Raw genomic sequence first — 25,211 nt, 5'->3', positions numbered from 1 at the left:
CGCATGCGGACGTAGCTCAGTTGGTAGAGCGCAACCTTGCCAAGGTTGAGGTCGCGAGTTCGAGCCTCGTCGTCCGCTCAGAAGAGAAGGCCCCCGGTTTCCGCCGGGGGCCTTCTGCGTTCGATGCTCGGAGCCTTCGGTGTTCCCGGGCCCGAGGGCCCGGGGGACTCCTCCGTCACGACCAGGTGTTGCCCGTCAGCCGCTCGTACGCCTCGATGTACTTCGCGCGGGTCGCCTCGACCACCTGCTCCGGCAGCGGCGGCGGGGGCTGCTCGCTCTTCCGGTCCCAGCCGGACTCGGCCGAGGTAAGCCAATCGCGCACGTACTGCTTGTCGAACGACGGCTGGGCGCGCCCCGGCTGCCACTCGTCGGCCGGCCAGAAGCGGGACGAGTCCGGGGTGAGGACCTCGTCGGCGAGGACGAGGGTGTCGTTCTCGAAGCCGAACTCGAACTTCGTGTCGGCCAGGATGATCCCCCGGTCCCGGGCGATGTCCCGGGCCCGCCCGTACACCGCGAGGGTGGCCTGGCGCAGCTGGGCGGCGGTCTCGGCGCCGACCTGGCGGGCGACCTCCTCGTACGACACGTTCTCGTCGTGCTCGCCGACCTCGGCCTTGGTGGCCGGGGTGAAGATCGGGGCGGGCAGCTCGGAGCCGTCGACCAGGCCCTCGGGCAGGGCGAGGCCGCAGACCGTGCGGGACTCCTGGTACTCGGCGAGGCCCGAGCCGGTGAGATAGCCGCGGGCCACGCACTCGACCGGGAGCATCTTCAGGGACTTGCAGATCAGGGTGCGGCCCGCCCAGTCGGCGGGGGCGCCCTCGGGCAGCTCGGTGCTGATGACGTGGTTGGGGGCCAGGTCGGCGAGCTTGTCGAACCACCACAGGGAGAGCTGGGTGAGCACCCGGCCCTTGTCGGGGATCTCGGTCGGCAGCACCCAGTCGTACGCGGACAGGCGGTCGCTGGCGACCATCACGAGGTCACCGGCCGCGTTCTGGTACAGCTCGCGCACCTTGCCGGTGTGCAGATGCACCAGACCCGGGACCTCCACGGGCTCGGGCTTTTCGACGAATCCGGACACGGTTCCTCCCCGTGGTTCTGTACAGGTGCCCTCGATTCTCCCGTATGCCGGGTTGTGCACGGACACGGGGGCCACGCGGACGCCTGTGCGGGTCAGTCGTGTTTGCAGATGCGGTCCAGGAGGTTGGCGGTGGCGCGCTGGACCCGGGCGTCGACGTGGCCGGGGCGGTCCAGGGCCGGGGACCAGGCGAAGGTGCCGGAGGCGAAGACCAGGGCGCCGGAGGGGGCGCGGTAGAGGGAGGTCTCCTGGTGGCGGAGCGCGCCGTCGTTGTCGGTGTAGGGGGAGTGGGCGAGCAGGATGCGCTCCTCGTGCTCGGGCAGCGCGGTGCGCGGGAAGTAGCGGTCGGCCTCGCCGGCCACCAGGCCGGGGAGTTCGTCGCCCTCGTGCGCGCCGGTGGCCTCCCAGAGCCAGTGCCCCGCGTTGCGCACGATCAGGGGGTACGGCTCGGGCACCCGGCCCGCGTACTGGATGCCGACCGTCTGCTGTTCGGGCCGGTCGATCTCGCGCCAGAGCACGGGCTTCCCCGGGCCCCTGCGTTTTCGGCAGGTCAGCAGGCGGTTCGCGACCCCGGACGGGGAGGGGCCCAACTCCACCTGCCAGTACATGGTGTTGGCGGAGAGGAAGACGAGGCTCGTGCCGCTGTCGCGGGCCAGTTCGACCGTGCGGCGCATCTGCGGGGACCAGTACTCGTCGTGGCCCGGGAAGACCAGGCCCCGGTAGCGGGTGGGGTCGACGCGGCCGGCGTGCAGGTCGCGGGCGTCGGCGTAGGCGAGGTCGTAGCCGTAGCGCTCGGCCCAGCGGATGAAGTCGTAGGCGTGGCCGACGTGCAGGGGCAGGCCGGCGCCGGCGTACGGCCGGTCGAAGGAGACGGTGGTCGCCGCGTCGGCCTCGCCGAGCAGCCGGCCCCGCTCGTCCCAGGCGTGGTAGAGGCTGGCCCCGGTGTGGCCGTCCTCGGGGTAGAGGTTGTACGCCTGCCAGGTGATGTCCGGCAGCAGGAGCAGCAGGTCGGCCGGGTGGTTGTCGCGGATCGTGAAGGGCACGTGCGAGCGGTAGCCGTCGGCCGTGGTGAGCACGGCGACGTACGCGCCGATGCTCCAGAACGACGGAACCTGCAGCCGCCAGGACAGCCACCAGTGGTGGCAGGAGACCGTGCGGTCGGCGGCCAGCGGCGGGGGCTGGACGATGCCGGACAGCCGGGGGCTGGTGGTGATCTTGGATGCGCCGTCACCGCCGTAGTGGCCGATGCGGTAGACGTCGACGCTGAATTCCTGCGGCGGGTCGACGGTGATGTGGAAGTCGACGGCCTCGCCCGGGGCGACCGCGCCGGTCGAGGTGAACCCCTTGATCTGGCGGTGCACGTCGTCCGCCGAGCGCGGGCCGCCGACGGCGGTGCGCGGTGCGGGGACCCTGGGGTTCTCGCCGGTGGGCTGTGGCCGGCTGGGGTCCACGTACCAGGGGACGACATGACCGGTGTCGTCGAAATAGGTCTCGCTGCCACGCAGCCAGGGGACGGGCCCCTGGCCGAAGGGGTCCGTGACGGCGTGCGCGAGTGCTCCCGACTCCCAGCGGCGGATGTGGTCCGATGCCATGGTGGCTCCCCTCCCTCGTGCCCCCGTGAAGTGTGCTGATACGAGCCGATGTGCGATGTGCGCGAGGTTCTTTTTCCGTTGTGCCTGGTTGCGCCCGGTTCTGATCCGGGTCGCGGCCCGGTGTCGCGCTGCGACTGCGGCGGCTGTCTTATGTCGGATGCGCTTGCCACATCCGCGAACGGTCCCAGCACATCACATAACGCACGCGTCCGGTCACGGTTCGTTGCGAATTTGCCTGAAGTGGAACACTTCGCTCCGCTAAAGCGCCGAAACGCCGAGGTCAGACGAGTCGGACCGGTTTCTCGGGACGTATTCCGGACTCGACCAGCCAGGCCCGCAGCGGGGCCGGGTCTCCCTCCTCGACGAGGCTGAGGACTCTGGACGTCAGGTCGGCGGCCCGCTCGCCGTCGACCAGCAGGGACGGGCCGTCGAGCCAGTCCAGGCCGGGGGTGGCTCCGGCGGTGTCCACGGCCGCGCAGCACACCATCGCCTTGACGTGGTCGGCGAGGAGCTCGCGGGCGGTGCGCGGGGGCTGGAGCGGGAAGAGGGGCAGTGCGCCGTCGTCCCAGAGGGGGCTGCCGGGACCGGTCTGGCCGGCGGGGGCGGGGCAGCCGGGGCGCGCGGCGTCGGTCGCTTCCGCGCGCTCCTCGCGGGCGAGGGCCGCGGTGAGGCCGGCGGCGAGGGCGGCGCTGCGTTCGGTGCCGGTGGGCTCCTCTGCTTCCTCGTCGTAGCCGGGGGTGCGGGGCTCCTCGTCGTACGCCGGAGGGCACGGGCGCCTGCCGGGGGCGGACGGGTCGGTCAGGTGGTCCATGACACGGGCCAGGGTGGGACCGCCGGGGTCCGGGGCGGCGGGGTCGAGGGTGGCACGGACGCCGAGGGCGTCCAGGACGCGGTGCAGGCGGGCCGCCTCGGTGCGCCAGGTGCGGTCGACGACCTCGTCCGGATACTCCAGCCAGTCCACCGGCGACCAGGCCGGTCCGGGCTCGGCGGGACCGCCGTGGAAGAGGCGGGCGGCGAGCAGTGAGGCGGCCTCGTCCACCAGCCCCGGCTCCTCCAGCAGGTCGCAGGCGGGCCGCTCGCCCAGCCGGGAGGCGAAGCCCTCGGCCAGCCGGTCGCGCCGGGACAGCTCGGTGAGGGCAGCGACCACGCCCGCGTCCAGCCGGGAGGGCCAGCGGCCCATCCGCCAGGCGGGCAGCGCGACCCGGGTGAGCAGGCGGTCCCAGCCGGCGTACGCGAGACCGACCTGTTCCTGGGCGACGATCCGCAGTCCGTAGTCCACGGCCTGGGCCCGCTCGGCGGCCGCCGCGGCGACCCCGCGCTCCATCAGCGCCGCGTGCTCCCGGCAGCCGCGCAGCAGCAGCCGGGCCACCCAGCCGACACCCGCGCAGAGCAGGCGGGTGCCCGGACATCGGCCGGGCGCCGCGGAGACGGCCACCGCCGCGTCCAGGCCCCGTACGAAACGGCGGGCGGCGGCTATGTCCGGCTGCGCCGACGGTCCCGTGCCGGCGACGACCGGGGCGAGGACCGCGCGGAGCTCGCCGACGCGCATCCACCACAGGAACGGGGAGCCGATGACGAGGACGGGCGCGGCCATGGTGCGTCGGTGCAGGCCGGGGGTGCCGAGCTCGTCGCCGCCCCTGGGCGCGGGCGGGCCGTGGGCCGGGTGGGTACGGTCCTCCAGCCAGCTGTCGCAGTCCGGGGTGAGCGCTATGGCGGAGGGCGCCGGCACGTCCAGGCGGTCGGCGAGGTCGCGCACCATCCGGTACAGGTCCGGGGCGGACTCCTCCGGGATCGGGACCGTGGGGGTCACGGCCGGGCGGGCGCGGGCCACGACCAGGGCGATGCCGGCGGCGGCCAGCAGCACCAGCACGGCGAGGACGCCGACGATCCAGCGGGCGGTGTCCCAGCCGGGGCCGACGAAGTGGCCGGTGGAACCGCCGGTCAGCAGGATCACCGTGGCCGCGGCGGGGAGCAGCGCCACGGCCAGGGCCCGGCCGCGGATGCGCAGCACGGCGAGGGCCCGGGTACGCGCTGCCTGCGCTCCCGCCTCCGCACCGATACCGGTACTGGTCACGTCCGGACCTCACCCCCTCCCTGCTGTCCTCGGCCTGTCCTGGCTGTTGCTCACTCCCCCACTGTGGCACCCGCCACTGACATCGCAATGCCGGTGGGCCAAGTGCCGGAACACCTGCGCCGCACCCTAGTTGGGGCCTCGGCCCCCGTCAGCCGGATAGGGCATCGGTCACTCGATGGAATGGCTTTGGTCAGAGGTGATCGACAGACAGCAACGATCAGGCCCCGGATTCCGAGTCCGGGGCCTGATCAGGGACGGGTCTGCGGGGGCGGAGAGGTCAGGCCTCCGCCGCCGCCTTCGCGGCGATGTCCGTACGGTGCTGGGAGCCGTCGAGGCCGATCCGCGCCACCGCCGCGTACGCCCGCTCACGGGCCTGGGTCAGGTCCTCGCCGGTCGCCGTGACGGAGAGGACGCGGCCGCCGGCGCTGACGACGTCGTCGCCGGCGCGCTTCGTCCCCGCGTGCAGGACGTAGGCGTGCGGCGCGTCCTCGGCGGCGATCTCGTCGAGGCCGGTGATGGGGTCGCCGGTGCGCGGGGTGTCCGGGTAGTTGTGCGAGGCGACGACGACGGTGACGGCGGCGGCGTCGCGCCAGCGCAGCGGCGGAAGGTCGGCGAGGGTGCCGTTCGCGGCGGCGAGCAGGACGCCGGCCAGCGGCGTCTTCAGGCGGGCGAGGACCACCTGGGTCTCCGGGTCGCCGAAGCGGGCGTTGAACTCGATGACCCGCACACCGCGCGAGGTGATCGCGAGGCCGGCGTAGAGCAGACCGGAGAACGGGGTGCCGCGGCGCCGCATCTCGTCGACGGTCGGCTGGAGGACGGTCTCCAGGACCTCGTCGACGAGCTTGGGGTCGGCCCAGGGCAGCGGGGAGTAGGCCCCCATACCGCCCGTGTTCGGGCCCTCGTCCCCGTCCAGGGCGCGCTTGAAGTCCTGGGCGGGCTGGAGCGGGAGGACCGTCTCGCCGTCGGTGATCGCGAAGAGGGAGACCTCGGGGCCGTCCAGGAACTCCTCGATGACGACACGGTCGCAGGCGGCGGCGTGCGCCCTGGCGGCGTCCAGGTCGTCCGTGACGACGACGCCCTTGCCGGCCGCGAGCCCGTCGTCCTTCACGACGTACGGTGCGCCGAAGGCGTCCAGCGCCTCGGCGGCCTCCTCGGCGTTTGTGCAGACGTACGAACGGGCGGTGGGCACCGCGGCCCCCGCCATCACGTCCTTGGCGAACGCCTTGGAACCTTCGATCTGTGCGGCCGCCCCGGAGGGGCCGAAGACCGGGATGCCCGCCTCGCGCACGGCGTCGGCGACCCCGGCGACGAGGGGTGCCTCCGGGCCGACGACCACGAGGTCGGCGCCGAGTTCCACGGCGAGCGAGGCCACGGCACCGCCGTCCAGGGCATCGACCTGGTGCAGCTCGGCCACCTCGGCGATGCCGGCGTTGCCGGGGGCGCAGTACAGCGCGGTGACGTCGGAATCGAGGGACAGGGAGCGGCACAGGGCGTGTTCGCGGGCGCCGCTGCCGATGACGAGGACCTTCACGGGGGCCAGCGTAGCTGGGTGGGCCGACTGGAGGTTCCTCCAAGGGGGCTCAGCCGGGTGTGGCCGCCTGCTGAGATGGCCGTGTGGCCGCCTGCTGAGGTGGCCGCCGCCCTTTGGGGGCTGCCGCCCCCAGACCCCCGCTTCGGCCTGAACGGCCTCGTCCTCAAACGCCGGACAGGCTGGGATGTGGTGCCGGCCGGCAGTCGTCCCCGGGTGCACCGAGAAACCCAGGGGCGCGGGGAACCGCGCGGGCAACCCCCACCGGCCCGCGGCCTCCGAGCCGTCGGCACCCGCCCCGCGTCACTCGTTCTGGAACTCCTCCATCACCGTCGCGCCCAGTTCCTTCACGATCAGCTCGTGGCCGGAGAGGGCCGACTCGTCGAGGTCGGGGTCGTCCTCCTCGGGGATGTCGTCCTCGGGGGCCACCGGCGGCGGCTCGGGGGCGGCGGCAGGGCGGGCCGGGGCCGTCGGGTTGGGCGGGGGCGGGCTCTGGGCCGGGGCCGCCACCGGAGCCTGCTGGGTGGGCGCAGGGCGGGCCGGGGCCACGGGAGCGGCGGCGCCGTAGCCGGACGCCGCGGGAGCGCCGTAGCCGCCTGCCTGCCCGCCGCCGTACCCGGTGCCGGGGGGAGCCGCACCGCCGCCGCCCGTCGGGTCGACGATCGCCTCGACCCGCCACTGCACGCCGAACTGCTCGGTCAGCGCCTGCCGCAGCACGTCCTCGCTGCCGCTGCTCGCGAAGTTGTCGCGGGCGCCGGCGTTGACGAAGCCGAGCTGGAGGGTGGTGCCGTCGAAACCGGCCACCTGGGCGTTCTGGCTGAGCAGGATCCAGGTGAAGCGGCGACGGTTCTTGACCGCCTCCAGGATGTTCGGCCAGAGCACGCGGGGGTCGAGGCCACCGGCGGGGGCGGGGGCAGGAGCAGAGGCGGGAGCCGCAGCCGGGGTCGGCGTCGGGGTCGGGTGGGCTGCCGGGGTCGCCGGGGGCGGCGGGGCCTGCTGGGCCGCCGGAGCTCCCGTGGCCGTCGGCCAGCCGCCGGGTCGGCGGGCACCGCCACCACCTGCGGGGGCGGCGGTCGGCCAGGCACCGGGCGCGGAAGCGGCGGGAGCTGCGGCAGCGGGCGGTGCGGCCGGGGGAGGGGTGGGCGCGGCGGCCGGAGCCGGAGGCTCTGGAGCCGGGGCCAGGGCCGGCGCAGGTGTTGGAGCCGGCGCAGGTGTTGGGGCCGCTCCCCCTCGTACGGCCGCCCGGGCCGCGGCCGGACCGCCACCCTGCGGGACAGGAGCCGGAGCCTGCACCGGAGCCGGAGGCTGCATGTGCGCCTCGGGGCCGGGGACGTACCCCATGGCGGGCGCGCCGCCCCCGCCCGAGAAGTTGACGCCCCGCTCCAGCCGGTCGAGGCGGGCCATCACGGACCGCTCGTCGCCGTACGCCGCCGGCAGCAGCACGCGGGCGCAGATCAGCTCCAGCTGGAGGCGCGGGGAGGTGGCGCCGCGCATCTCGGTCAGGCCCGCGTTGACGAGGTCGGCGGCGCGGCTGAGCTCGGCGGCGCCGAAGGTGCCGGCCTGGGCCTGCATACGTTCGAGGACGTCGGCGGGGGCGTCGAACAGCCCCTTCTCCACGGCGTCCGGGACGGCGGCGAGGATCACCAGGTCCCGCAGCCGCTCCAGCAGGTCGGCGACGAAGCGGCGCGGGTCGTTGCCGCCCTCGATGATGCGGTCCACGACCTCGAAGGCGGCGGCGCCGTCCCCTGTCGCGAAGGCCTCGACCACGGAGTCGAGCAGCGAGCCGTCGGTGTAGCCGAGCAGCGAGGTGGCCATGGCATACGTCACGCCCTCCTCGGTGGCCCCGGCGAGCAGCTGGTCCATGACCGACATGGAGTCACGCACGGACCCGGCACCGGCGCGCACGACGAGCGGGAGGACGCCGTCCTCGACGGGGATCTTCTCCTTGCCGCACACCTCACCGAGGTACTCCCGCAGGGTCCCCGGCGGCACCAGCCGGAACGGATAGTGATGGGTCCGCGACCGGATGGTCCCGATGACCTTCTCGGGCTCGGTCGTGGCGAAGATGAACTTGAGATGCTCCGGCGGCTCCTCGACGACCTTGAGCAGCGCGTTGAAGCCGGCCGACGTGACCATGTGGGCCTCGTCGATGATGTAGATCTTGTAGCGGCTGGCGGCGGGCCCGAAGAAGGCCTTCTCGCGCAGCTCACGGGCGTCGTCCACACCACCGTGAGAGGCCGCGTCGATCTCGATGACGTCGATGGATCCCGGGCCGTTGCGTGCGAGGTCCTGGCAGGACTGGCACTCCCCGCACGGGGTCGGCGTCGGCCCCTGCTCGCAGTTCAGACACCGGGCGAGGATCCGCGCGCTGGTCGTCTTCCCGCACCCACGCGGCCCGCTGAACAGGTACGCGTGATTGACCCGGTTGTTCCGCAGCGCCTGCTGCAGCGGGTCGGTGACATGCTCCTGCCCGATGACCTCGGCGAACGACTCCGGGCGATAGCGGCGGTACAGCGCGAGAGACGACACGCATACGAGGTTATAGGCGCCCACTGACAACCAGCCCCGCCCGCAAACGCAAGCGCCCCCCACGCACCCGCCAGAGCCAACCTACCCTTGCTGCCTTCCGGCCCTGGGGGAGTTCAGTCAGATAGCGCCGCGTGAGGGGCTCCGCAAAGAGTACCCGACGTCAGGGGGTGGGAACGAGTTCGCGAGCACTCCTCTCGGTCATGTAATGTTCCGAGCGGAGGATTCGCCTAGAGGCCTAGGGCGCACGCTTGGAAAGCGTGTTGGGGGCAACCCCTCACGAGTTCGAATCTCGTATCCTCCGCCAGTGCCTCACCGGGCACGATGTCGAAGGGCCCCGCTGTTCGCAGCGGGGCCCTTCGACGTGTGTGGTTGCAGTTTTGGTTGCAGTTCCTGTGGCGGCGTAGCCGGAGGACTCGACAGACGGTCCGCTATCGGCGCCTGGGCATCCCTCGCAACTTCGACCGGGTTTGTCAGTGGTGGGTGGTAAGCCTGTTCTCCTACCGTTCGGCTCCTCGGGTGAAGGGTGAACAGCTATGGCGGGGGAGAGCTACGTCGACCACGAGGTCCTCAAGGCATTCGCGAAGAACAAGGTGAACGTGCCGAAGGAGGAGGCGAAGGAGCGCCGCCGCCAGGTGAACTACCTCCGGGAGCGGCTGGAGGACTACATCGCCGCCCACCCGGACTTCGACCTGGTGAAGCTCCGCGCATCCGGCAGTACGGCCAAGCACACGGCGATCCGTCGCAGGGGCGGCACAGGGTCTGACGCGGATGTCGCCGCGTACCTGCGTGTCGGTGACCCCGACATCGACGTCTCGACGGTACTGGCCTGGCTGGAGGAGCGCTGCAAAGAGGTCTACGGCAAGACGAAGGTCGCGGAGGACTTCAAGCCCTCCGACCACGCAGTCGGCATCACTATGCGGGGCTCCGGCTTGAAGATCGACGTGGTGCCCGTGCTCTACAACGGCGAGCCGGACGACCGGGGCTACCTGGTCACCAGCGGCGGCATCAAGGTACTCACCTCGGTCACGCTGCACCTGCGCTTCATCGAAAAGCGCAAGGGGGAGGCCGGCGACGGCTACCGAGAGCTGATCCGCCTGCTGAAGGCGTGGATCCGACAGAGCAAGGAGGGTGATCCGCAGCTGCGCTGCAAGTCCTTCCTGATCGAACTCTTGGTCGCACATCTCTGGGACGTCGGCTGGAACGGGAAGCCGCTGCAGGTCGACGACTACCCGCAGGCGATCGAGCAGGTCCTCTCCTACATCGTCCGCACCGGCCTGAAGACACCGATCGTCTTCAGCGACTACTACACGGCCGACGAGGTAAGCACGACGACAGACCCTATCCAGGTCTGGGACCCGGTCAACCCGGAAAACAACGTCGCTCGCGGCTATACCGAGTTCGACCGCCAGCGGTTGGTCAACCACGCCAAGACCACCCTCGACACCCTCACGACGGCCGCCTACGCGGCCACGAAGAGTGAGGCGCTCGACCTCTGGCGTGAGCTGTTCGGCCCCACCTTCCCGGGAGAGTGATCATGACCGGCTCGTACTCCAGATCAGCTTCCGGTTCGTTCACGATCACCGATGCCCGCTACATCGGAGGCAGAGTCGCCGCCGACCTGCGCCTGCTGTACAACCTCTACGGCGAGCCCTCCCACGAGAGAATCGAGAAGTTCGCCGAAGAGGTCGCCCTGCTTCTGCGAGACAGATATCTCGACACCGTCGACTACGGCTTCCGCAACACGGCCACCAACGCCTGGAAGTTCCGCCTGCGCTACAAGGCCACGGTCGGCGGCCAGCTCGTCGACTCACGGCCCGGCAGCTTCCCAGACCCCGTCGACCTCACCGGCTACGCCTTTCACAGCTTCCTGAACTACAGCTCCGCCTTCTGGCTCTTGACCAGCAGCCAGCAGGCCGGGGTCAAGGAGGCCCTGCCGACCTCTCGGACGACTGGCACCGCCCCGAGTGCCGTCGCAGGCACCAGCACCACGGGGCACGGCTACGCCCGCAACGGCACTGGCGTCTCACGCGACGTCTACGTCGCCTACTAGTCCAGCGCCACCCGCAGGAGGAACGAGCACGTGACCAGCCAGGACGACCTGTTCCACCCAGTCATCGAGTTGCCCGAGCCCACCCGACGCGCCCGCTACGACCGTCTGGTCGGCCTGGACGAGACGAAGCTACGCCTACGCAAAGAAGCCGCGCTCCTCGCGGACCCGCGCCGACTTCGGTCCTGGGCCGCGGAGTACCACGGCGGCGACGTCGCCGCTCTCGCCCTGTTCGCAGATAGGGCGCCGCTGTTCGTTTTCGCCGGCGACGTCGGCTCCGGCAAGTCCGCACTGGCCGAGTCTTTCGGCTGCGACCTCGCCGACTGGCTCGATCTGCCCGTGTACCTGTACCGGCTCAAGCTCGCCACCCGCGGCAGCGGCCTGGTCGGCGAGATGACCTCCCTCATTGGAGACGCCTTTACCCACATGCACATGGTGGGCAAGCGCGCGTCGGGCCCTGAGGGAGCCCGCGCAGTGCAGATTCTTGTTGTCGATGAGGCCGACGCCCTGGTGCAGTCCCGCGAGGCACAGCAGATGCACCATGAGGATCGGGCTGGCGTCGACGCGTTCTTGGCCGGCATCGACAGCTTGGCCGGCGCCGCACTACCAGTCATCATCGTGCTGTGCACCAACCGGGTCGGCGCCCTCGACCCGGCCGTCATGCGCCGCGCCGCTGCCACATTCACCTTCACCCGCCCCAACGACGAGCAGCGCCACGCGGTCCTCACCCAAGCACTCGACGGACTCGGCATCCGGCCGGAGACCATCCACAAGGTCGTCGAGCTCACCGGCCCTACCGAGGACCGCCCCGGCTACACCTTTTCCGACCTCACCCAGCGCCTGGTCCCGGCAGCCGTTTTCCGTGCCTTCCCCGACCGACCCGTCATCGACGAGGATCTCCTCGCCCTTGCCGAGGACCTGAAGCCCACACCCGTCTTTACCGAGGAGCGCTGATGGCCCACCTACCCGCCCCCGGCCCCACCAGCGTCCGCACCACCGGCGACTACTACCAATGGCTCGTCGCCTGGGAGGCGTGCCTGACCCTCCTCCGTGAGAACGCCGCCCGTTCGCACAACCCGGTGCGCGCCGTCGGCGTCGAACTTGACGGCGTCGGCAATCTCGACGACGTAGTCCTGCTGCGTGATGTCCCCCCGAACACCTACAAGCAGGTCAAGTACGCGGTCGACAGCGCCACACCGGTCAATGCGGAATACCTGACCAAGTCCACCGACACCGGCGGCCCGTCGATTCTCAAGAAGATCGCCAGGACGTGGAAACAGTTGACCGCAGACGGTGGCAGCGTCGAACTGCACCTGGTCACCAACCGGGCGGCCGACCCTGCCGATGACCTGGTGAAGGTCTGCGATGCCCGCACCGGGCTCCTGATGCCCAAGGCGGCCATCGGCGGAGACAGGTCGGATCGCGGCAAGGCACGTGCCCGGTGGGCCAAGGAAGCAGGTCTGACCGAGGCTGAGCTCCTCGACCTGCTGTCGGTTCTGCACTTCGACCTGTCGGTGAACATGGTCAAGTACCAGGAGCATCTGCAGCTGCTGATGGCCGTCGCGGGTCTGCGCAACAACCAGCACGCGTTGGAGGCGGGGGCCGGGTGGGTCGCCAAGATGGTCCGCAACGGCCAGCGCGAGCTCACGCTGACAATGGTCGAGAGCGCCGTCGCCGAGTTGGACCTCAAGGCCGGCCCCGCTCGGGCCGTTCTGTCGATCGCCACCCTTAAGCCAGACCCGATGGCCCCGGACGCCGACCACGCCATTGATTGGGTCGACCGCTTCGAAAGCGAGTCCGAATACACCAAGCGTCGCCCCTTGTCGCCGAATACCTGGGCCCAGCTACAGGCAGACATTGAGGCCGCGCCCGGACGCCTCCCCGCCGGTACGACCGCTGTCTCCGTCACGGGCAGCATCCGTCTAGCGCCAGCCTTCCTGGTTGGGACCACCTTCCGCATGGTCACCGGGACCGACCTCGCAGCGCTGCAGCGGGGGAGGGCCGGCAGCCAGCTCTGGTCCACCAACGACCCGTTCGAGACCGCCCTGGTCCCGGAAGCCACTGAGTACGAGATTGGTCAGGGCGACGAGCTCGCTGTCGCCATCGCGGTCGCGACGGAGATCACTAGGGATGTCCTGGAGTACCTGCGCGAGCAGGACCTTCCGGTCGGTAAGCTCATCGTCCTCGCCCCGCCGAGTGGCAAACCGAACGACGGCTCCGTCCCCGGCAGCACCGCCGCCAACGCCTTGGCAGTGGGCATCCGCGATCACCTCCGCCACTCCACCCGCCGAGTTCAGCGCATGCACCTCTTCCTCGCTTGCCCGATGGGACTTGCTGTTCTACTGGGCAACCGATGGAACCGGCTGTGTCAGACCGTCGTTTACGAGGACATCAAGATCGGCGACGGATACGAAGCGGCATTCACCGTGGAGGCATAAGAGGCTCAAGCCCAAGGGCGCCGGACCTCAGAGTTCGGAGGGTAACGGGCACGCTTCGCAGAGTGCGGGCTCCGACCGTTGACGGTCTGAGCCCGCACGGCCCACGCGGTCGGTCAGGTGCTGGTAGCAGCGGCGTATGTGGGCCGACCTGTGGATAACTCTCGTGGCCGAGATCCTCCCTAGTAGGGTCAAGACGTGGCCACTCCTCTGTTCCCTGACACCGATCTGCACGGTCTCCCGGCTCTTCCCGCGGAGGCCGTGGAGCACGGCGAGGTCTTCACGCGACGCTGGGTGGTCGACTTGATCCTCGACCTCCTCGGCTACACGGCCGACAAGGATCTCTGCGACGTGAAGCTCGTAGAGCCGGCCTGCGGCTCGGGTGCATTCCTGGTGGCTGTGGCATCGCGGATCAGTGCCTCCTGCCGTGCACACAATCGACCGATCACAGACGCGCTCGCGGCAGTCCGTGCTCTGGACCTTCTGGAGCGCAACGTGAAACAAAGCCGTGCGGTCATCGAGAACCAGTTGGCGGACGAGGGATGGCAGGCCGAGGAGGCCCAGCAGGTAGCAGCAGCATGGGTCGAAGAGGGCGACTACCTGCTGCAGTCCGACGCCGACCACCGTGCGGACTACGTGGTGGGCAACCCTCCGTACATTCGTCTTGAAGATGTTCCCGACCATCGGATGGCCGCCTACCGCAGCGCCTGTCCCACGATGGGCGGTCGAGCAGACATCTACATCGGCTTCTACGAGATCGCGCTGCGAAGCCTCAAGCCCGGAGGTCGGCTGGGCTTCATCTGCGCGGACCGCTGGATGCGGAATCAGTATGGCCGTCGGCTCCGGCAGCTGGTGAAGCGTCGCTTCAGCATGGACTTGGCACTCGTCATGCACGACGTGGACGCCTTCGATGATCAAGTTTCGGCCTATCCGGCGATCACGATCATCTCGAACCGTTCGCAGGGTGAGGCGGTGGCGGCGGACACCACCCGCGCGTTCGGCAGCGCCCAGGCCCATGACTTCGCCGAGTGGTACATGAAGGGCACGTCGGAGTCGATCACTAGCGCGGCCTTCCAGGCCGCGCGCATGCCGCACTGGTTCCCCGACGAGGACTCGTGGCCGGCTGCGTCGCCAGCCAGGCTGGCAGTCCTGGAGGAACTGACCGAACGTTTCCAGCTGCTGGAGGACGACAAGACCGGAACACGCGTCGGCATCGGCATCGCCACCGGCGCCGACAAGGTCTTCCTCACAGACGACGACGCTCTCGTCGAGCGTGACCGACTGCTGCCGATGGCCATGGTCCGTGACACCACCAGCGGCACTCTGAACTGGCACGGAACCTACTTGGTCAACCCATGGACCGCCGAAGGCGACCTCGTAGACCTCGCCACACACCCCCGGCTCTTCAAGTACTTCGAAGAGCACGGTGCCGCCCTGCGTAAGCGCTACATCGCGGTCAAGCAGCCCCAACGCTGGTACAAGACGATCGACAAGGTCGACCACCGCCTGACCAGGCGTCCCAAGCTGCTGTTTCCGGACATGAAGCTGACGATCCATCCGGTCCTCGATGAAGGCGGCCTGTACCCTCACCACAACCTGTACTTCATCGTCTCGGACGTCTGGGACATGCGCGTACTCGGTGGTCTGCTGCTGTCCAAGGTCGCGGAAGCGTTCGTGGAGGCGTACGCGGTCAAGATGCGAGGGGGGACCCTCCGGTTCCAGGCGCAGTACCTCCGCAAGATCCGCGTGCCCGACCCCGCATCGATCAGTGAGAGCGACCGGGTTGCCCTTGCAGAGGCTTTCGACAAGCGCGACGTGAAGGCCGCCACGGAGGCCGCGCTTCGCGTCTACGGACTCGCCGAGCTGCCTGACTAGGGAGGGACAGATCTTGACGGTCACCCGCCAAGACTTCGAAGACGCTATCGCGGCCTACTGGGGTGCGAAGCAGCTCCAGAACGAGCAGTCCGCGATCAAAGCCGCGGTTGGCGCCGGCACAGCCGGATCGGTACGCGGTGGCAAGCACTTCGACGTGATCGCGACCCTCTTGGCGAAGTTCTTCCTGGACGCCGGCTTCCCGCCCGAGAGCATCCGCGTCAGCAAGTCCCAGGGCCTGGAGCTGCCCGGCTACTACCGGCCGCAGAAACAGTGGGACCTCGTAGTCGTTCACCAGGGCGTACTCGTTGCGGCCTTCGAGATGAAGGCGCTCGGAGGACCGTCGTACGGCAACAACTACAACAACCGAGTAGAGGAAGCACTCGGCAGCGCAGTGGACCTCCGCCGCGCAGCCCTCGCCGAGCTCTACCCGAAGGAGAAGCCCTGGCTCGGCTATTTCTTCATAATGCAGGACGGCGAAGGTTCCCGGAGGCCGGTCAAGACCGCGAAGGGCGCCCTGCCCGCCGACGAGATCTGGCACAACACCTCGTACCAGGACCGGTTCGGGATCTTCTGCGAGCGCCTCATGGCCGAACAGCTCTACGACGCCGCGTGCTACGTCACGTCCTCGGCCGAGAACCCCAAGCCCATCGAACTGGTGGAAAGCCTCGACTGGCGCCACTTCTCAGCAGCGATCAACGGTCGCCTCACGTACCTCAAGGACCTTGGCATTCCCGGCTAGGACATCAGCCTCAGCGATCCGCGGAACACCGTCTGGTACACGCGGTCGGATCATGCGTTGCGGGGCCTCGACCGGATCGGTCGAGGCCCCGCCCTGTCGTCTCCCTCAGGACTGAGGGGACGTCAGCCTTGTGTATCGCCGTACTTGCCGGGGTCCTTCGCGCGATCCACAGCCTGTGCACAAGCCTCGGCGTAGGCCGCAGCGACGGCGTCCTCGTCCGTGCCTCGCACCTGGGCCTCGACCTCCTGCCCAGGGCGACGGGTGGTGTGCCAGCGGACCGGGAGGTCCGTGTAGAGGTCGGCCTCGAACTCCCATGCCGTTCCGGACCATTGGGGTTCGCGGCCGATGTTGAGCCGCTCGCCGCCGGGGATGAACACCGCGAGGGCGTGGTGGACGATCCGGTGGTCGGGCATCTTGTCGCGGATGGCCCGCGCGCCGCCGTGGCCTTTGTCCTCCCACTTCTCCCGGTCCCATTCCTCCACCTCTGCCGCGTGATTGGGACGGTCAGCGCCCCACTGCACGGCCACCGCCTCCGCGTGCTCGCGGTGCAGGAACGGGATGAGGCGTTCGCCGAGTCGGGCGACGTACACCGTCGGGCCCGCCGGGACGGGATCCTGGCTCGGGCTGGGCACGGAACCTCCAGGGACCGATGCGGGCACAGAGGGCTGCGGTCCCCACAGCAGGGCGCCGACCTTCGCTGCCGTCTGCTGGAGCACCTGGCCGGTGAGGTGCTGGTACCGGCGGCGCATCCGGGCGGACTTACCGGGCTCCCAGCCCATGATGCGGTCGACGACCGCCTCGGGGACGCCGAGGATCAGCAGCACGGTCGCGGCGGTGTGGCGGGCGTCGTGGAGTCGTCCCTCGCGGACGCCGGCGGCCTTCAGCAGGTCCTTCCACCTGTGGTGGTCGGTGTTGGGGTTGAGCGGTTCGCCGGTCGGCGAGGTGAACACATACCCCTTCTCCACCCACAGGTCACGGGCAAGGGTCCGCTCGCGGTCCTGCTCCTCCTTATGCCGTCGCAGCAGGGTCAACAGCTGCTCGGGTACGCCGATCGAACGCTTGCCGGCGCGGGTCTTGGTGTCCTTCGTCTCGCGCCGGGTGTTGATCTTCTGGGGGCAGTAACCGGGCTTGCGGCCGCACTTGTTGCCACAGCCGTGTGTGTAGCGGGGCCGTAGGCGACCCCGGCGCACGACGAGCACACCCTCCTCGAAGTGCACGTCGTCCCACTTCAGACCGAGGGCTTCGCCCTGGCGAAGCCCGAGCGCAAGCGCGATGACCCAGCGAGCGTGGTTGCGGTGCTTGCCCGCTTCGAGGAGGAGGCGCTGGATCTCCTCAAGGGTGTACGGCTCTACCTCGTCCTCTTCAACCTTGGGGGCCTTGGCGATGGAGGCCGGGTTGATGGTGAGGTGGCGGCGACGCACGGCCTCGTTGAGTGCCGTGTTGGCGGTGCGGTGCGCCTGGTGGGCGGTGCCGGCGGCGCTGCCGTTCGCCTGCATCTTCTGGTAGAAGCGCTCCAGGTGCTCGGGCTCCAGCTTCTCCAGGCGGTGGGCGCCCAAGCCGGGTATGAGGTGGTGGTAGACCGCCACGCGGTAGCCGTCGATGGTGTTCTCAGCGACGTTGGGCGCGGCGATGTTCTCCACCCAGTGGGTCAGCCAGGTCTCGACCGTCCAGGTCTGGCCGACCTTGCGGACGCCCGTGGAGTCGCGCTGCTTCTCCAGGTCGCGTACGGCCTTGGTGATCTCGGGGCGGGTCTTGCGGCTGACGTGGCGGCGGTCCGGGCTGCCGTCGTCCTTGACGCCGACGCTGACGTAGCCGTGCCAGCGGCCATCCTTGCCGAGGAAGATGGTGGAGGCACCATTGGGCTGGCGGGACTTCGGGGACTTGGTCATTCCGCCCCCTTCAAGCCGCGGTCGTGTAGTCCGCCGAGTCGGGGCGCCTAGCTAGGAAGTCGTTCAGCGCCTCGGCGGGGATGCGGCGGAGCCGGCCGATCTTCACGGAGGAGATCTGGCCGGAGGAGACGTACTCGTACAGCTTGGTGCGGCCGATGCCGATGCGCCGGGCGGCTTCGGCGACGGTGAGTCCGACGAGGGTGGCGTCGCCGTGGGAGGCGTCGCGCTGGTTCATCAGAGCGCGCAGCTCAGTCTCGGAGACGCCGAGGAGCTGGGCAATCTGGGTGACGGGCAGGGCGTTTTCGGGCAAGGAGAAGTCCGTTTCCTGGCAGGCGGTGGGGCGGCAACCCCGGCCTGGCCGGTTGATCTCGGGATGTGTGCAGTGGTTTCCGTGCCTGGGGGTTTGCGGGGCCCAGGTCGGGTGGCGGAGGCGCTATGCGTCGGGAGCGGAGTCCGCGCGCTCAGGGTCGGATTGCGTGTCGGGCGGGGGCCCGTGGATCTCCGCGTTCATCTTCATGAGGCTTTCGGCGATGGCGTTGGAGACCATCGCTTCCGCCTCTTCGCGGATGTCGGGGTGTTCAGCGATGTAGGCGTCGAAGTCGTCACGAGCACGGGTGAACACGTGCTGGGCGCGCTGGGTCTCCTGGTGGGCGGCGACGACCTTGTCGATGAGTTCCATGGCGCGGCCCTTCGCAGCGAGCTGCGGAGGGCCGGCAAGGTTGCGGAGGTCGACCCCGAAGATCTCGGCGAACCCAATCGCCTCGTCGAGGTTGATGCGGCGCTTGCGGTTCTCGATTCGCCAGACCGCGGACGGGTTCATATCGAAGCCGGCCTCGTTCAGGCGGTCGGACAGGGCGGTCGTGCTCCAGCCGCGCCGCTCGCGTTCGAGCTTGATCCGTACAGCGGCGTTCTCCTCGCCGCTGAGCAAGATCCCCTGGGGGGTCTCGTCGTCTGCCATCCACCCCCTCCTTCCTGTCGCAGGGCACCCCTGCGATACGCAGGGAACTAAAACTGTACCACGAGCTCTGCCTTTTGCAGGGCATCAATGCACTACGCATAGCCAGTGATCATCGACACTCTCTGCATCACGCATAGATGCATTGCATTTAGCAGATCGCGTGGCATCCTGGTAGTCCTGCCCAGACACCGACCGGAGACCCCAATGCAGAAAACCCCTCGGCGCGACACCGAGGGGTTCAAAGCGCAAACCTCTGCAACCGCCATCCCTAGCGATCAACCTGCCTGGCCGGGATTGCCGTCCCACATGGCCCCGCAGGAGAGGAGCTTCATGCCTCAGGGTACGCCCCTGACCCCGCCGCCGCCATCCTCCGCCGCCACCGACGCCGAGCCGCCGACGGACATGCTCCACGCCCCGTTCAACATCGATGCCGAGCGCGCGGTCCTGGGCGCCTGCATGCACAGCGCCGACGTGATCGACACTGTCCGGCCCATACTCGGCGACGCCGCCTTCTACCGGCCCGCGCACGAGACGGTCTGGCGCGCGCTGGTGGCCCAGCGCCGCGAGGACAGGCCGACCGACCCGATCGTCCTGACCGAACTGCTCCAGCAGCGAGGGGACCTGCAGCGTGTCGGTGGCGCCGTCTATCTGCACCAGCTCGCCGACGTGCACTACGGCAGCGGCAGCGCGGAGCACCACGCGGAGATCATCCGGGAAAAGGCCAATCTCCGCCGCCTGCTCGCCTCGGCGATCCGCACCGTCCAACGCGCCCAGGAGCCCGGCGCCGACCCCGAGGCGATACGCAGCGAGGTCGAAACGGAGATGCGGGCCGAGCGCGAGCGCGCCCTCGCCTCGGGACAGGGCCGTCTGAACCGCTTCGCCACCGACGGGTGGTCCTTCGTCAAAGAGACCGGCGCGGATGCCGAGCCTTTGTGGGGCACCCGGGAGAAGACTGTCTGGGCGCCGGGCGAGAGCCTGATGATCGTGGGCGCACCCGGGGTCGGCAAGACCACACTGGCCCACCAGGTGGTCTTCGCCCGCCTCGGGCTGCAGGAGACGGTCCTGGAGATGCCGGTCGCCCCGAGCAGGCGGATTCTCTACCTGGCCATGGACCGGCCCCGGCAGATCGCCCGGGCTATGGACCGCCGTGTCTTCCCCAGCGACGAGAAGATCCTGCGCGAGGGGCTCGTCGTCTGGGAGGGCCCGCTGCCCGCCACGCTCGACAAGGAGCCCGACCTCCTCGCCGACCTCGCCGCCGCCCACCGGGCCGACACCATCGTAATCGACAGCCTCAAGGACGCGGTCAGCACGATGGTCGACGACAGCCTCGCGGTCGCCTTCCACAACGCCCGTATGCGCGCCCTGCGAGGCGGCGTGGAGATCCTGGAGCTGCACCACCAGCGCAAGGCCACCGCCGACGCCCCGCGCGGCCAACGCCCCAGCCTGGATCAGGTCTACGGCTCCACCTGGATCACCGCCGGCGCGGGCAGCGTCCTGTTCGTCACCGGCCGGGCAGGCGACCCCGCCGTCACCCTGCACCATCTCAAGACCCCCACCGGGGAGATCGGCCCGCTGGATGTCACCCACGACCACGTGCGCGGCACCACCACGGTCGACCCCAGCAAGGACCCCGCCGTCCTGCTCGGTAACGCCCCTGGTGGCCTGACCGCCCGCGACTTGGCGGCCATTCTGATCGGGGGCGGCGATCCCGAACGCGCCGACGTGGAGAAGGCACGCCGCCACCTCGCCCGCCTCGTCGACAGCGGCCTGGCCACCAAGGCCGATGGCGTCGCTGGAGGGGCCGGAGGCGGTCAGCAGACCCGCTACTACGCCTCCGCACGCCACCTCACCGCCGTCGGCTGACCCTCACGCAGGCCCGCGCGAAGCGATCACGCGACCGTACACGCGGCTCTCGCGCACAGGCACCGGCGTGAACCGCGCACAGCGCACACGCTGACCGTAAAACCGCAGGTCAAGCGATCACGGGAGCGTCCACGCCGTACACGCGCCCAAGCGATCACGCGCGGGGCCCCCTTTAGAAGGGGGCCCGCGTGAACGCACCGTCCGTGAATGCCTCTCACCCCTGCGCCACAAGCCTCACTTCCCCGCCCTGGAGCCCGCCCTTGCACTCCCCTGCCCCGAGCGCCCCGGCAGCCATACACGGCAGCCGCAGCATCCGCTCCGGCATCGCCCTGCTCCCGCCCGCCACGGCCACCGTGTACTCACACCCGCTGGGGGTCGTCGCGTGAACCGCCTGGGACGCATCATCCTCGTCGTCGGCCTGTTGGCCGTCGTCCTCATGGCCTTCAGGGTCTCGTGGAACGCGCTGTCCGACGTGGCCCGCGCCATCGGCGCCGACTCCACCGCTGCCCTGCTGTACCCGATCGTTGTCGACGGGCTGATGGCCCTCGCGCTGGTCGCCACGCTCGTGCTGACCGGTACCGACCGGAAGTTCGCGCTGAGGGTCCTGGCGACCTACACAATCGCCAGCCTCCTGCTGAACTACGTGCACGGCCTCATGCCGGCCCTGCACACCACGTCGATCCAGTGGGGCCGACTGGCCGACTGGGCCCCTGCGAACTGGGCCCTTGTGCTGCTGGGGACCTCGCTCCCGGTCGGGTCGATCTACTTCGGGTCGGACCTCGTGGCGAAGGTGCTGCACCACACCCCCGAGTCGGTTGAGTCTGCCGAAGCAGCTTGTACCGAGTCGGGGAGTCAGCAAGCTGACGAGCAGGCCGCACGGTCGAGGTCTGACCAGGCCACATCGTCCCCCAAGCAGCTGACCGAGTCGGCCCCGGTGGAGGTCGCCGAGGCGCCCGTGACGAGGCCGATTATGGCCGACGGGTCGGCTCCCGCTACCCGACCGCCCCGATTGGCCGCCTTGATGGAGTCGACCGGAGCCACTCCGCGTCGGGCGACCGGTCGGGTCCCCGTCACCGCCAAGTCGACCGTCGATCGCACGCGCACCGACGCCGAAGTCCTCGACGAGGCCCGGCGCCTGACTGCCGACTGGAGCGACGACAGGTTGAGCGCCGAGCGTCTACGCAGCGCGCTACGGACCGGCCAGAACAGAGCCCGCGCCCTGCGCGACCAACTGCAGGCCGAGCGCACTGGCCAGGCCGAGTCTCTCGACGGACTCGACGAAGCCGCCTCGGAGGGGCAGAGGGAACTCGACACAGCCCCCGTCGGCACCGACTGATCCCCGCAAACGCACCGATCGCATCACCCCTCCGGATCCCCTTGTCCCGCGCAGAACAACACAGGGCACGGGGCCGCGAACAGCGAAGCACCCGCCATCAGCACCCCATGGAGCACCGATCCATGCACGATCCGCACCACGAAACCCCCGCCGCCCAGCAGGTGACAACCACCACCCCAGCCCCAGACAGCACAGCAAGTTGGAGGTTCGGACACTCCCCCGTAGGGGGAGCGCCCGAACCCGACCCCGCCCCGGGGGTGGCGGGGCCCGTCCGGTGCCAGGGGGCGCCGGACGAGGAGGCTGCGACCGAGGGCGGTTCGCAGCCGGGAAAGGCCGGCCGTGCACGCCGGACCACGATCATGGGGAAGGCACGTCCGCGCGCGAAGAAGCAGCGTCCTGCGCAGAGCGTCCGCCTCAGCGATCACGAGCACGCCATCATCCAGGCCGGCGCACATGCCGTCGGCATGAGTGTGGCCGGCTTCCTCGCGCACTCCGCTCTTGCTGCCACCCGCGACCAGTCCCGCACCGCCGCCACCATCGCCACCGAACGCGATGTGCTCACCGAGCTGTTCGCCATGCGCCGTCAGCTCGGCTGGGCCGGCAGCAATCTCAACCAGGTGGCCAAGGCACTCAACTCTGGTGGCGATGCGCCTTACCTCAAGGAAGTGCTCGCCGACATCCACCGCGCGGCCCACGCGGCGAAGAAGGCCGTTGACCGGGTGGTCAACCGCCAGGAAAGCGAGGCGGCTTGATCCCCAGCATCCACCGGCAGGGCAACAGCACCCTCGGCCTGCTCCACTACCTCTACGGCAAGGGCACGCACGAGGAGCGCGTCGACCCCCACCTGGTCGCCTCCTTCGACCACATGGCCCCCGACCCGGGCCGCGACCCCGCGGCCACGAAGAAGGACCTCGCTCACCTCCTCGACCAGCCCCTCCATCTGCTCGACGCAGACCAGCGACCCGAGCAGCACGTGTGGCACTGCTCGGTGCGCGCCGCCCCCGACGACCCGATCCTGACCGACGAACAGTGGGCCGACATCGCCCGCCGCATCGTCGCGGCCACCGGCATCGACCCCGGCGACGGCGCCGGCTGCCGCTGGGCAGCCGTCCGCCACGCCGACGACCACATCCACATCATCGCCACCCTCGTACGCGAAGACGGCCGGCGCCCCGACCACCACCGCTCCGGCAAACGCGCCCAGGCCGAAGCCCGCCTCATCGAAGCCGACTACGACCTCCACCGCGTTGCCCCCGGCGATGGCACTGCGGCGAAGCGCACCACCAGCGCCGAGCGGCACAAGGCCGATCGCCTGGGCTGGGACCGCGCCGCGCGCGAGGAGCTGCGTGAGACCGTGCGCCGCGCGGTCGCCGGTGCCACCTCCACGGACGAGTTCCTCGAACGCCTCAAGGACGCCGGGCTTCTCGTGCGTACCAGGGTTCTGCCTTCCGGCGACGTGAAGGGCTACAACGTCGCCTTGCCTGGTGATCGCAACAGGGACAAGGAGCCGATCTACTACGCCGGCTCCACGCTCGCCCCTGACCTGTCCCTGCCCCGCATCCAGGCACGCTTCACTACCGACTCCACCCCACCAGGGACCGCCGATAGCGAGCGACCGGAACGCTCTACCGCCTCCTCGGCACCCGCCGCTGCACGGCGCACCACCGCCCACGCGGCCTGGGCGGCAGTACTCGTCCTCGACCACAACAGCGACGACGGTGCTTCTGCCGCCCAGATCGCCGCCACCGGCGAGGTCCTCGATGCCCTCGCCAAGACCTCAGCCCTCCACACCCGCAATGAACTGCGGCAGGCGGCCTGGGAGTTCGAGCGTGCCTCCCGCTCCCATACCCGTGCCGAGTTCCGCCACGCGCAGGACCTGCGCCGGTCCGCCCGCGACCTGGTCAACAGCGGGCCCGCGTTCGGCCGAGGCGAGGACGGGGCCGGTACCGCGATGGTCCTGGACACGCTGGTCTTCCTCGCCATCGCCGCCGCCCACTGGCACGCCCAGCGGCAGCACGCCCAGCAGGCCGAGGCCGCCCGCCGAGCCGCAGCACACCTGCGGGCTGCCTACGAGCAGGCAGCCGCCGAACCCCTCACGGTGCTACGCGAGCGTGGCCGCCGTATCGTCCCGTCCCTGCGCCACCACCACGCCACCACCGTGCGCGCCGCCCTGCCCGACCTCGCCGAGTCCATCCTGGCCGAACCAGGCTGGGACGCTCTGGCCGCCACCCTCGCCGACGCCACACAGGCAGGGCACAAACCGCAGGCTCTGCTCGCCGAAGCTGCCTCTCGTAGGGAACTGGGCACCGCCGATTCCATCAGCGACGTCCTGGTCTGGCGCCTGCGCCGAATGGCCGGCCTTCCCGCCTACGCCCTGGCTCCGGAACCAACCCCGGTCAACCGCCTCACAGACCGCCAGGCCATGGCACCGCGCCTCGCCACACCTTCCGCATCACGCGCACCGCGGCGCTGATCCTGGCGGTGGTCCCTAGGCCCGCGACCAGGTGGAACTAGCCGCCAAGACCCGCAGCTCTTTACGCAGACGCCAGCGCCAGCCGCACATCGTTCGCGGCTACTTCGGCGGCCCGCACGTCCTCTACCCCCTGGACGAGAACCCCATGAGTTTCTGATCAATAACAGTCCTACTGGGATTCCTCGGAACCGTCCTCGCTCGCCCCAACGAGCTTGCCGCCGACGAACACCACACCCAGCCCGAGGGCAGCTGCACCGGCAGCTGCCACCACCTTCATCCCCGCCCCCAGGAACTGCTTGCTCTCGCTGTCCTTCTCGCCCACCCGCTGTACGTTTTGGTCGAGGCGGTCGTGGAGGGCCTCCCGCTGTGCCCAGCTGAGGTCGTCCCGACCGAGGTCGTCCCGCAGAGCGTCCCGCTGGTCCTGCGAAGCCTTGTAGAAGTGGTTCTGACTGTTCTCGTTGGCTGCGAGAGTGGACTTGTGGGCCTCTGTGACCGCATCGATGTCGGCCTTGCCCAGGTCCTTGAAGGCGGGGAACTGCTCGATGAGCTTGAGCCGCACCTCGGTGGCCATCTCGGGCATCGCTGCCGCGAACTTGAGCACCTTGTCCTTGGACAGGTTCCGCCAGTTCGGGATACCCAACTTCCGCTTGACCGCTGATTCGTTCACGTCGCCCATTTCCTGACTCCGCTCGTCGTGCCGTGAGGCATCCCGGATAGTAGCGGTGCCCACCGACAAGCCCCTCTTCCTCGTCCTCGGTCTGCTCGCCATGACTCTGTGAGCCGTATTCGGGGGGTCAGATA

20 protein-coding genes, 2 tRNA genes and 1 other RNA gene are annotated in these 25,211 nt (G+C 69.9%); 13 read left to right on the top strand and 10 right to left on the bottom strand.

Annotated elements, in window-relative coordinates:
- Positions 1 to 5 precede the first annotated feature (5 nt).
- Positions 6 to 78, top strand: a tRNA-Gly gene (locus tag KVT45_RS09865).
- A gap of 97 nt (positions 79 to 175) precedes the next feature.
- On the opposite strand, the gene KVT45_RS09860 is transcribed toward KVT45_RS09865, so the two are convergent.
- The 6 genes from KVT45_RS09860 to ffs form a co-directional block, all read right to left on the bottom strand.
- Positions 176 to 1,075 carry a phosphoribosylaminoimidazolesuccinocarboxamide synthase gene (locus tag KVT45_RS09860; protein ID WP_217546110.1) on the bottom strand — a complete coding sequence of 300 codons (900 nt, stop codon included), beginning with the start codon at positions 1,073 to 1,075 and terminating at the stop codon, positions 176 to 178.
- A 92-nt stretch (positions 1,076 to 1,167) separates the two neighbouring features.
- Positions 1,168 to 2,664, bottom strand: a complete 1,497-nt coding sequence (locus tag KVT45_RS09855) for a N,N-dimethylformamidase beta subunit family domain-containing protein (protein ID WP_217546109.1) — start codon at positions 2,662 to 2,664, stop codon at positions 1,168 to 1,170.
- Between the two features lie 280 nt (positions 2,665 to 2,944).
- The gene (locus KVT45_RS09850) at positions 2,945 to 4,738 is read right to left on the bottom strand and encodes a hypothetical protein (RefSeq protein WP_217546108.1); all 1,794 of its coding nucleotides are present in this window, start codon (positions 4,736 to 4,738) and stop codon (positions 2,945 to 2,947) included.
- A 277-nt stretch (positions 4,739 to 5,015) separates the two neighbouring features.
- The gene (purD, locus tag KVT45_RS09845) at positions 5,016 to 6,269 is read right to left on the bottom strand and encodes a phosphoribosylamine--glycine ligase (RefSeq protein WP_217546107.1); all 1,254 of its coding nucleotides are present in this window, start codon (positions 6,267 to 6,269) and stop codon (positions 5,016 to 5,018) included.
- A 300-nt stretch (positions 6,270 to 6,569) separates the two neighbouring features.
- Positions 6,570 to 8,795 (bottom strand): DNA polymerase III subunit gamma and tau, encoded by a 2,226-nt coding sequence (locus tag KVT45_RS09840; protein ID WP_217546106.1) that lies wholly within the window; start codon positions 8,793 to 8,795, stop codon positions 6,570 to 6,572.
- Between the two features lie 45 nt (positions 8,796 to 8,840).
- Positions 8,841 to 8,939: signal recognition particle sRNA small type (ffs, locus tag KVT45_RS09835), an RNA gene on the bottom strand.
- 72 nt (positions 8,940 to 9,011) lie between these two features.
- Between ffs and KVT45_RS09830 the strand changes: the two genes are divergently transcribed.
- The 7 genes from KVT45_RS09830 (at position 9,012) to KVT45_RS09800 (ending at position 15,891) form a co-directional block, all read left to right on the top strand.
- A tRNA-Ser gene (locus tag KVT45_RS09830) sits at positions 9,012 to 9,099 on the top strand.
- A 229-nt stretch (positions 9,100 to 9,328) separates the two neighbouring features.
- Complete coding sequence (locus KVT45_RS09825) at positions 9,329 to 10,327, top strand: CBASS oligonucleotide cyclase (protein WP_217546105.1); 999 nt, start codon at positions 9,329 to 9,331, stop codon at positions 10,325 to 10,327.
- 2 nt (positions 10,328 to 10,329) lie between these two features.
- On the top strand, positions 10,330 to 10,845 hold the full coding sequence (locus KVT45_RS09820) for a hypothetical protein (protein ID WP_217546104.1): 516 nt from the start codon (positions 10,330 to 10,332) through the stop codon (positions 10,843 to 10,845).
- Positions 10,846 to 10,875: 30 nt separating this feature from the next.
- Positions 10,876 to 11,796, top strand: coding sequence for an AAA family ATPase (locus tag KVT45_RS09815; RefSeq protein ID WP_217546103.1), 921 nt, complete (start codon positions 10,876 to 10,878; stop codon positions 11,794 to 11,796).
- The gene (locus KVT45_RS09810; RefSeq protein ID WP_217546102.1) at positions 11,796 to 13,280 is read left to right on the top strand and encodes an SAVED domain-containing protein; all 1,485 of its coding nucleotides are present in this window, start codon (positions 11,796 to 11,798) and stop codon (positions 13,278 to 13,280) included. Before KVT45_RS09815 ends, KVT45_RS09810 begins: the two co-directional genes overlap by 1 nt.
- A gap of 195 nt (positions 13,281 to 13,475) precedes the next feature.
- Positions 13,476 to 15,152, top strand: a complete 1,677-nt coding sequence (locus KVT45_RS09805; protein WP_217546101.1) for an Eco57I restriction-modification methylase domain-containing protein — start codon at positions 13,476 to 13,478, stop codon at positions 15,150 to 15,152.
- A 13-nt stretch (positions 15,153 to 15,165) separates the two neighbouring features.
- The gene (locus KVT45_RS09800; protein ID WP_217546100.1) at positions 15,166 to 15,891 is read left to right on the top strand and encodes a PaeR7I family type II restriction endonuclease; all 726 of its coding nucleotides are present in this window, start codon (positions 15,166 to 15,168) and stop codon (positions 15,889 to 15,891) included.
- Positions 15,892 to 16,013: 122 nt separating this feature from the next.
- Here KVT45_RS09800 and KVT45_RS09795 read toward each other — a convergent pair whose 3' ends face one another.
- The 3 genes from KVT45_RS09795 to KVT45_RS09785 all read right to left on the bottom strand — a co-directional run bounded on the left by KVT45_RS09795 (position 16,014) and on the right by KVT45_RS09785 (position 18,738).
- A complete protein-coding gene (locus KVT45_RS09795; protein WP_217546099.1) occupies positions 16,014 to 17,780 on the bottom strand; it encodes a tyrosine-type recombinase/integrase in 1,767 nt (588 codons plus the stop codon).
- 10 nt (positions 17,781 to 17,790) lie between these two features.
- The gene (locus tag KVT45_RS09790) at positions 17,791 to 18,090 is read right to left on the bottom strand and encodes a helix-turn-helix domain-containing protein (RefSeq protein WP_217546098.1); all 300 of its coding nucleotides are present in this window, start codon (positions 18,088 to 18,090) and stop codon (positions 17,791 to 17,793) included.
- Positions 18,091 to 18,213: 123 nt separating this feature from the next.
- Positions 18,214 to 18,738 carry a helix-turn-helix transcriptional regulator gene (locus KVT45_RS09785; protein ID WP_217546097.1) on the bottom strand — a complete coding sequence of 175 codons (525 nt, stop codon included), beginning with the start codon at positions 18,736 to 18,738 and terminating at the stop codon, positions 18,214 to 18,216.
- Between the two features lie 402 nt (positions 18,739 to 19,140).
- On the opposite strand from KVT45_RS09785, the gene KVT45_RS09780 reads away from it, so the two are divergent.
- The 5 genes from KVT45_RS09780 (at position 19,141) to KVT45_RS09765 (ending at position 24,410) form a co-directional block, all read left to right on the top strand.
- Complete coding sequence (locus tag KVT45_RS09780; RefSeq protein WP_254646567.1) at positions 19,141 to 20,601, top strand: DnaB-like helicase N-terminal domain-containing protein; 1,461 nt, start codon at positions 19,141 to 19,143, stop codon at positions 20,599 to 20,601.
- Between the two features lie 260 nt (positions 20,602 to 20,861).
- On the top strand, positions 20,862 to 20,987 hold the full coding sequence (locus KVT45_RS57640; RefSeq protein WP_302832486.1) for a hypothetical protein: 126 nt from the start codon (positions 20,862 to 20,864) through the stop codon (positions 20,985 to 20,987).
- A complete protein-coding gene (locus tag KVT45_RS09775; protein WP_217546096.1) occupies positions 20,984 to 21,937 on the top strand; it encodes a DUF2637 domain-containing protein in 954 nt (317 codons plus the stop codon). Before KVT45_RS57640 ends, KVT45_RS09775 begins: the two co-directional genes overlap by 4 nt.
- Positions 21,938 to 22,296: 359 nt before the next feature.
- Positions 22,297 to 22,689 carry a plasmid mobilization relaxosome protein MobC gene (locus tag KVT45_RS58055; RefSeq protein ID WP_308310690.1) on the top strand — a complete coding sequence of 131 codons (393 nt, stop codon included), beginning with the start codon at positions 22,297 to 22,299 and terminating at the stop codon, positions 22,687 to 22,689.
- Entirely contained in the window at positions 22,686 to 24,410 is a 1,725-nt protein-coding gene (locus KVT45_RS09765; RefSeq protein ID WP_217546094.1) for a relaxase/mobilization nuclease domain-containing protein, read from the top strand. Before KVT45_RS58055 ends, KVT45_RS09765 begins: the two co-directional genes overlap by 4 nt.
- A 169-nt stretch (positions 24,411 to 24,579) precedes the next feature.
- On the opposite strand, the gene KVT45_RS09760 is transcribed toward KVT45_RS09765, so the two are convergent.
- Complete coding sequence (locus tag KVT45_RS09760; RefSeq protein WP_217546093.1) at positions 24,580 to 25,077, bottom strand: hypothetical protein; 498 nt, start codon at positions 25,075 to 25,077, stop codon at positions 24,580 to 24,582.
- Positions 25,078 to 25,211 lie beyond the last annotated feature (134 nt).

Origin of the sequence: Streptomyces sp. GbtcB6 (genome assembly GCF_019091475.1) — a bacterium.
Classification (GTDB): Bacteria; Actinomycetota; Actinomycetes; order Streptomycetales; family Streptomycetaceae; genus Streptomyces; species Streptomyces hyaluromycini.
This window is presented reverse-complemented; position numbering and strand designations above follow the sequence as displayed.